Annotated in this window: 9 protein-coding genes; 2 read left to right on the forward strand and 7 right to left on the reverse strand. The window is 63.7% G+C overall.

The genetic code is table 11. The features are described from left to right. From AC1D0Z_RS13915 to AC1D0Z_RS13935, 5 genes are all read right to left on the reverse strand, one after another. Positions 1 to 632: c-type cytochrome (locus AC1D0Z_RS13915; RefSeq protein WP_477658819.1), on the reverse strand; the 632-nt coding region annotated here is incomplete at its 3' end. Positions 633 to 794: 162 nt separating this feature from the next. After that, positions 795 to 1244 (reverse strand): hypothetical protein, encoded by a 450-nt coding sequence (locus AC1D0Z_RS13920; RefSeq protein WP_477658820.1) that lies wholly within the window; start codon positions 1242 to 1244, stop codon positions 795 to 797. Positions 1245 to 1399: 155 nt separating this feature from the next. After that, positions 1400 to 2152 (reverse strand): alpha/beta fold hydrolase, encoded by a 753-nt coding sequence (locus AC1D0Z_RS13925; protein ID WP_477658821.1) that lies wholly within the window; start codon positions 2150 to 2152, stop codon positions 1400 to 1402. A 1-nt stretch (position 2153) separates the two neighbouring features. Continuing rightward, positions 2154 to 3149: a M14 family zinc carboxypeptidase gene (locus tag AC1D0Z_RS13930; RefSeq protein ID WP_477658827.1), complete on the reverse strand. Its 996-nt coding sequence runs from the start codon at positions 3147 to 3149 to the stop codon at positions 2154 to 2156. A gap of 139 nt (positions 3150 to 3288) precedes the next feature. Then, the gene (locus AC1D0Z_RS13935; RefSeq protein ID WP_477658822.1) at positions 3289 to 4206 is read right to left on the reverse strand and encodes a LysR family transcriptional regulator; all 918 of its coding nucleotides are present in this window, start codon (positions 4204 to 4206) and stop codon (positions 3289 to 3291) included. Positions 4207 to 4254: 48 nt separating this feature from the next. On the opposite strand from AC1D0Z_RS13935, the gene AC1D0Z_RS13940 reads away from it, so the two are divergent. After that, a complete protein-coding gene (locus AC1D0Z_RS13940) occupies positions 4255 to 4950 on the forward strand; it encodes an N-acetyltransferase family protein (RefSeq protein WP_477658823.1) in 696 nt (231 codons plus the stop codon). Here AC1D0Z_RS13940 and AC1D0Z_RS13945 read toward each other — a convergent pair. Further along, a complete protein-coding gene (locus tag AC1D0Z_RS13945) occupies positions 4890 to 5195 on the reverse strand; it encodes a 2Fe-2S iron-sulfur cluster-binding protein (RefSeq protein WP_477658824.1) in 306 nt (101 codons plus the stop codon). The genes AC1D0Z_RS13940 and AC1D0Z_RS13945 overlap by 61 nt on opposite strands. 40 nt (positions 5196 to 5235) lie before the next feature. Continuing rightward, positions 5236 to 5832, reverse strand: coding sequence for an LURP-one-related family protein (locus AC1D0Z_RS13950; RefSeq protein ID WP_477658825.1), 597 nt, complete (start codon positions 5830 to 5832; stop codon positions 5236 to 5238). Positions 5833 to 6013: 181 nt separating this feature from the next. On the opposite strand from AC1D0Z_RS13950, the gene AC1D0Z_RS13955 reads away from it, so the two are divergent. Further along, complete coding sequence (locus AC1D0Z_RS13955; RefSeq protein ID WP_477658826.1) at positions 6014 to 6535, forward strand: N-acetyltransferase family protein; 522 nt, start codon at positions 6014 to 6016, stop codon at positions 6533 to 6535. Positions 6536 to 6765: the final 230 nt, after the last annotated feature.

The following is a 6765-nucleotide window of genomic DNA, read 5'->3' on the forward strand; positions in this document are numbered from 1 at the left end:
GCATTGATGTCTTCAAGGGTGAGGTTTTCCACCACTTTTTTCATGCAGTCCGGTGCATGCGCGCGGCGCTGGCCGGCCTTCCAGGCGCCCAGTTGCGCATTGAGGTAGTCACGCGGCAAGCCCAGGAGGCCCGGAATGGCAGGTGCCACGCCTGTCATGGACTGGCCGTGGCACTGGACGCACGCCGGCAGCCGGCGCGCGGCGTCGCCTTCCTGTACGAGTTGCCGGCCTTGGCGCAAAACTTCGGGCGTGGCGGTGGCCGGCAGTGGGGCCGGATAGGGCACTTCCAGCTGCGAGAAATAAGTGGCGATCTCCATCAGGTAGGCGTCGCTCAATGGCTCGATGAGTTGGGTCATGAGCGCGTAGTGGCGGCGCCCGTCGCGAAAATTCAGCAGCTGGTTGTAGAGGTAGCCTGCCGGTTTTCCCGCCAGGCGCGGGTAATAGCCATCGGGCGCTGCGCGTCCCTGCGGGCCATGGCAGGCCGTGCAGGCCATCGTGCGCTGGGCGATGGTGTCTTCAAACGACGGCGCGGCTGCCTGGGCGGCGCCCGCCATGGCAAATGCCAGGCCGGCCCACAGCACCCGCGCGGCCAGAAAGCGTCCGCTAAAGCGTGGAAAAAATCTTGAGTCCATAGGGCCATCATGCCGCACATGGGCGGCTGGTGTCAGCATCAGTTGCGCTCCAAAACGTATCAGATCAAAACGGGTGAAATTGACGGGACGCCGGGCGCGCCGGTCCTGCAGCAAAGTCCCTGGCATGAGCCGCGCCGTTGACGGCAGCCCGGGCTTGCCGTCCTACTTTCGGGTGTCCTGCAGCGCCCGCACGCAGGCCAGAAAATGGTCCCAGCTGGCCTGCACCTCCTTCACGCGCACGCCCTTGTCCAGCACTGCACCGCAAGCTGCTTCGGCGCGCCGGACCACCTTCGTCAATGCGCTGCCCGGCAGGGGGGGAATCTGTGCACGCAGGGTGTCGGCTTTCGCCCGCATCTGAAGGATGGCGTCTTTGGCCAGCGTCTTGTTGCCCGCACAGGCAATCATGCCGACCATTTCCGCCATTTCGCCGAATGCTGGATCGAGGTGCCAGGCCGCAGCCGTGCCGAGCGCCAGCACCCACAAGCGCTTGTTGCGCACCGGAGGCGAGCCTGTCGAGGTGGCGTGCGGGCCGCTGGCGGCCGTCTCGACGCCGTCCTGGGCCGCCGGGCTGGCTCGTGTGGCGCCTGGCGCCGTGGGAGAAGACTTGTTCATGGACGTTTTTTGTCTTGTACAGACAAGACGGGATTTTGCCTGAGTGCTTCCGGCACCGGACAGCCGCATCTGCCGAAGCCCTGTTCTTTCAGGGGTAAAGTGGTTGAAACCGTTTACCCATGAGCGCAAGCAGCTATTAAAAGTATAGCAATACTCTAACTGGCCAGCCAATCGGCGATGTGCCCGCAAACCCAGCCGGGATCGTCGTGCGGCAGGTCATGCCCGGCCCACGGGTGTTCGTCATGTGCGGCCTGCCAGGCGTTCGCCAGGCGATGCGTGCAGCGCGGGTCCACGAGCCGGTCAGCTGCCGAAGACAGCAGCAATGTGGGGCAGGGTGGCGGCGCGGCGATGCGAAAGGCCGCCGCAGCCCCCAGCTGGCGCCAGGCATTGGCGGCGCTGACGGGCGCTCCCCGGCGGATGCGGGCCCACACAGCCAGGTCTTCATCGCGCGAGGCGGTGTTGTTGCAGGTCAGCCGGTGGATGATGCGTTCGGCGCCTTCTGCATCGCGCCAGTGCAGAGCCAGCCGGGCCAGCGGCAGCCAGCTCGCCGGCCGCAGGCGTTCGTTGACCTTGCCATGAGGGCGCATGCTGGTGTTGACCAGTACCAGCCGCATGACATCACCCGGGTGCTGCAGCGCCCAGTCCGCCGCCACCATCGCACCCAGCGACATCGCCACCAGCTGGTAGGGGGGCTTCAGGCCGCGAGCCAGCAGTTGTGCCCGCGCAAAGTCTGTCATGCCGCGCACCGAGCGCGGCGAGGCTTCGCGGTGGAAGGCGCCATTGCCGGGCAGGTCCAGGGCTAGGACAGGGACCGTTTCAGCAGCGGGCAATGCCGCGGCAAGCTGCTGTGCAAAGCCGCCCCAGTGCCGCGTCTCGCGGGTCAAGCCCCTGAGCAGCACCCAGGTCATGTCACAACACCCTGCGCGGGCGCCAGTGCGCCGCGGCAAGCCGTGCGAGTTGCATACGTTCTTCGCCCTTGGGCAACCAGCGCGGCGCGGAAAAAGCGGCACGTGTCAGGAAATCCAGCAGGTCCGCATGGCGCCGCAGTACGCGCCGCGTCCGGTGTGCCTTGATGGGGTTGAAGATGCCGTGCCGCGAGAACAGCTGGCGCGGATTTTTGCGTATCCATAACCATGACCCCAGCTCCAGTGTCATCGGCAAAAAGATGTTCCCGGCCGGGGCGCGGTCGTAGGCGTGGTCCCAAAGGTCGCCGTGCAGCAGGTACTGGTTGCTTTGCGGCTCAAAGCTGTAGGCATGGTGCGGGTGCGACTGCTCCAGCAGGGTCCGCAGCGCAAACATTTCTGCCAGATGCGGCATCAGCCGGCGCGTCCGGGCGTAGGGGAACCACAGGCTGTCGTCAAAGCCGTAGCCTGAATGGCAGTCCAGCGCCAGGCTGAAGGGCCGGCTGGCCAACTGCTCCCGCACCACGTGCAATACGGCCGCGCTTTCCACTTCCATCGGCATGCCGGGCCTTCCGCAGTACCAGGGCAGCCGGGGACTTATGGTTTGCCCGCCGGCCAGGAAAGGTACGCGGGCATCCGCCCTGTGAGGGGCATTGCGCATCAGGTCCACACCCTGGGGGTTGGCACGCTTGTGCGCCCACATGCCGCCGGGGTTCACGATGGGCATGAACACCAGCCGGATCTTTTCGAGCTGCCGGTGCAGCAACGCGTCCCACTCCAGGCGAAACAGCAAGGCACGCATGTAGTGCAGGACCAGCTGTGTGCCGATGCGCTCCAGCCCGTGGATGCCGCCAAAAAATCCCACTGTGGGCGCAGCCGGATCACGGGAGCCGATGCCCGCCACATACAGCGGAAAAGACGGGCCGGCCGTGTGCGCTTCAGCCGCCACGGTCACATCAAAGTGCGCGCTGCCCGCCAGCAGGATGGTCTTGAGCTCTTCCATCTCGGGAAAGCTGGCCGCGGCATCCCGCGCCGGGGTGAGGCTGTAGGGGCTGTGAAAGCTGTGGGGGCTGCCCGGTGGCATGGGGTGCATCGGCCCATCCTTGCATACTTGTTTGACAGGCGTGCTACAGCGTGTTGTTTTACGGAGAGGGCCGGGAGGCCGGCTGGCGCAATTCGGGCCCCGCCCGCTGCGAAATGGCCGCGACCACCTGGTGCAGGGCCTTGTTGACCGGTTTGTCGTTGCGCATGATCAAGGCCAGCGTCCTCTGCAGCCGGGGTTGCAGCGGATGGACCGCGAGCTCGGCGTGCTGCCCCGGGCCGGTAACAGCCATTGCCGGCAGGATGCTGCAGCCCAGGCCAGCCGCCACCATTTCCTTGATGGCTTCCACACTGCCCAGCTCCATCACGGGTTTGGGGGCGTGGCCCRCATCCTGAAACCACTGGTCGATGATCACGCGGGTGTTGGCCGCCGGCTCGAACAGCACCAGCTCGCGCTTTGCCAGGACGGCCGGCGTGATCCTGGCGGGCATGGCGGCATCACGCTTGGGCGCGATGGCCACAAATTCGTCGTTGAATAACGGCGTCACTGCCAGTGCGCGCCGTTTTACCGGCAGCGTGACCAGTGCGACATCCAGCATGTTGCCTTCCACCGCCTTGACGAAGTCGGCCGTGTTGCCTGTGCTGACCACCACGCTCAGATTGGGAAACCGCAGTCTCAATGAGCGCAGGATTTGCGGCAGGAAATAAAGGCAGGCCGTGGCGCCTATGCCCAGCGTGACGCGGCCAGCCACATTCGAGGAGTGGGAAGCCATGGCGGCCATGACGCCGTCTACGGCGGTGTTGACATGCTGGATTTCTTCCATCAGGTCAAGCCCTGCGGGTGTAGGCGTTGCGCGGCGCGCCACACGCTCAATCAGGCGCACGCCCAGCTTCTGCTCCAGCTGCCTGATTTGCAGGCTGACGGCGGGCTGCGAAAGGCCCAGCCTTTCGGCCGCACCGGAAAAGCTCCCGGTTTCAACAATAAGGGCGTAGGTGCGCAGGTGATCCAGGTTCAGCATCAAAGAAATTCTAATCAATTTGATAAGTTTTGACATATTTACTTATGCATGCCATTGCGCAACCATGGCGGCATGCACCTCACACCAGCTCCCCATTCCGTCCAGCCTGTCCATACCCTTGAGTCAGCCCATTCCCTGACGATCGGCCCGTGTGCCGAAAGCCATATGGAGGCAATCCAGGCGATTTACGCGCATTACGTGGCCACCAACCTGGCGACGTTTGAGCTGGAGCCGCCCAGCGTCGCGCAGATGCTCTCGCGCCGCGCCGAGATCCTGCAGGGCGGCTACCCCTACCTGGTGGCGCATCGCAACGCAGAGGTGGTGGGGTATGCCTATGGCAGTGCCTACCGTTCGCGGCCGGCCTATCGCCATACGGTGGAAGACTCGATTTACGTCGCGCCCGGCATGCGTCAGTCCGGCATTGGCAGCGCCCTGCTGCGTGAGCTGATCCGCCAGTGCGAGCAGCGCGGTTTCCGGCAAATGGTGGGCGTTGTCGGCAACAGCGCCAACACGGGTTCGCTCAGGGTGCACGAGGCATTGGGCTTTGCCCGTGTTGGCACGCTGGGCTGTGTCGGCTACAAGTTCGGCCAGTGGGTGGACACGGTGCTGATGCAGCGCGCGCTGGGTGACGGCGCGGCGTCGCCCGGGACATTACCCGTGGGTTCGCTGCAGCTGGCGCCGGCTCAATCTCCCGGTGCGATCACCAGGTCGGACAGTGGATATGCCACGCAGGGCAATATGTAGCCCGCCTGCTTTTCCTCGGCGTTCAGGCCCGGCCATTCGATGCGGTAAGCCACCTGCCCGCTGGTCAGCCGGCGGATGCAGGTGCGGCACGTGCCATTGCGGCATGAGCTGTCCAGCGTCACGCCGGCCAACTGCGCGGACTGCAGGATCGGCAGGGATGGCGAGACGTTGAAATGTGCTCCTTCCGGGTTCAGCTGGATACTGAGCAGGCCCGCTGGACGTTCAGGATTGTCCGTGTCTTCCATCTCCGTCCCGGTTGGCCTATCTGTTGCGCCGGTCCCCACGCTAACCGCGCACGCGCTCCAGCAGCAGCACGGTCATCAGGGACAGCAGCAGCTGCTGCTCCTCGCGCTCGTTAACGGGGACCATCCGCTCAGCACTGAACCTGCCTTCAAACAGGGCCGGCTGCTTGGTGAGCTCGGCCACCAGCGTGCCGTCGGGCCGGGTCACCTGGTAGGCCGGATGGAACAGGTAGCCCGAAAACAGGCCAATCACCGGAATCTGGCTGAAGAGGCCATCAAGAAAACGTGTCATCACGCTTTTTTCGTTGATGCTGAAGTGGATGACACCGTTGTCCAGCACATCAAAACCCGCTCTCCACATGGAACGCATGCCGCGCCGCTTGATGCCACCCAGCGCCATGCCCTGGCGGTCGGTGAAGTGATACAGCGCCGAAAAATCAATGATGCGGTCGGCCTTGATCTGGTGCAGCAACTGGTCCTGCTTCTCGTTGGTGAAAACCGTGATGGCTTCCTTGAGCTTGAAGAGTTTTTGTTTGACATACGCCACCGGCTGGCCGTGCGCATCACTGACCAGAAACTGCGGCGCAAAGGCCATGAGCTTGAAGGACATTTGCAGGGGAAAGTGGAGACTTTGGGCCATGATGTGCAAGCGCTTGTAAGTGTTGGGGTGCGACGAATGTACCCGACGCCTGGGGTGCCCCGCCGGGGCACGAACCCGGCCACTGGACCGCGCCGGTGAAGGTATTGCCGGGCATAGGGCGATTTGGGCGACAATTCTGCTCCCCCGATCATTTCCCGCACCGATTCACAGGCGATTTTTCATGTCCAGCTATTCCGTTCGTCCCGCCACCTCCCGCGATGCCAAAGCCATTGCTGAAATTCATGTCGCCACCTGGCAAGCCGCTTATACAGACCTGATGCCCGAGGACTACCTCGGCAAGTTCACGGTGGAAAAACGCCTGCCTTACTGGCGCGAAGCCATCGAATTCAGCGAACCGCAGCTGCTGGTCGCCACCGACGGCGACCAAATCGTGGGCTTTGTCGGCTTTGACCGTTCACGCGATGCCGGCACCAAATCCACGGTGGGCGAAATCTGGGCGCTGTATGTGCTGCCAGAACATTGGGGCAAAGGCGCGGGCCTGGCCCTGTGGGACGGCGCGCGTGAGGGCCTGAAAGAAGAAGGTTGCACGCAGGTCACGTTGTGGGTGCTTTTGCGCAATGAGCGTGCGCTGCGTTTTTATGAACATGCTGCGGGGTTCAAGCGCGAGATGCCATCACTCAAGACGGTGGCTTTTGGCAGTGTCAAGCTGGAAGAGATACGGCTCAAGCGGGCGGTTGATTAAGCGCTGGCATCGCCTGAGCTAGGCCGGTTCTTGCTCCGGCTACGTGCTCTTTGCTGAGGGTAGCTGGCCGGGGGGTGCCCGGCGGCAAGTAACTTTCTTTTGCTTCGCCAAAAGAAAGTCACCAAAGAAAAGGCGACCCGCAGTCTGGGTCCTTACGCTTCGCTTCAGGCAACCTGCGCTGCTCGACTCCGGCGGCGGTCCGCAGAACTCGCCTTCGGCTCAAACAACTG

The sequence above is a fragment of the Polaromonas sp. P1_E3 genome (genome assembly GCF_056405935.1).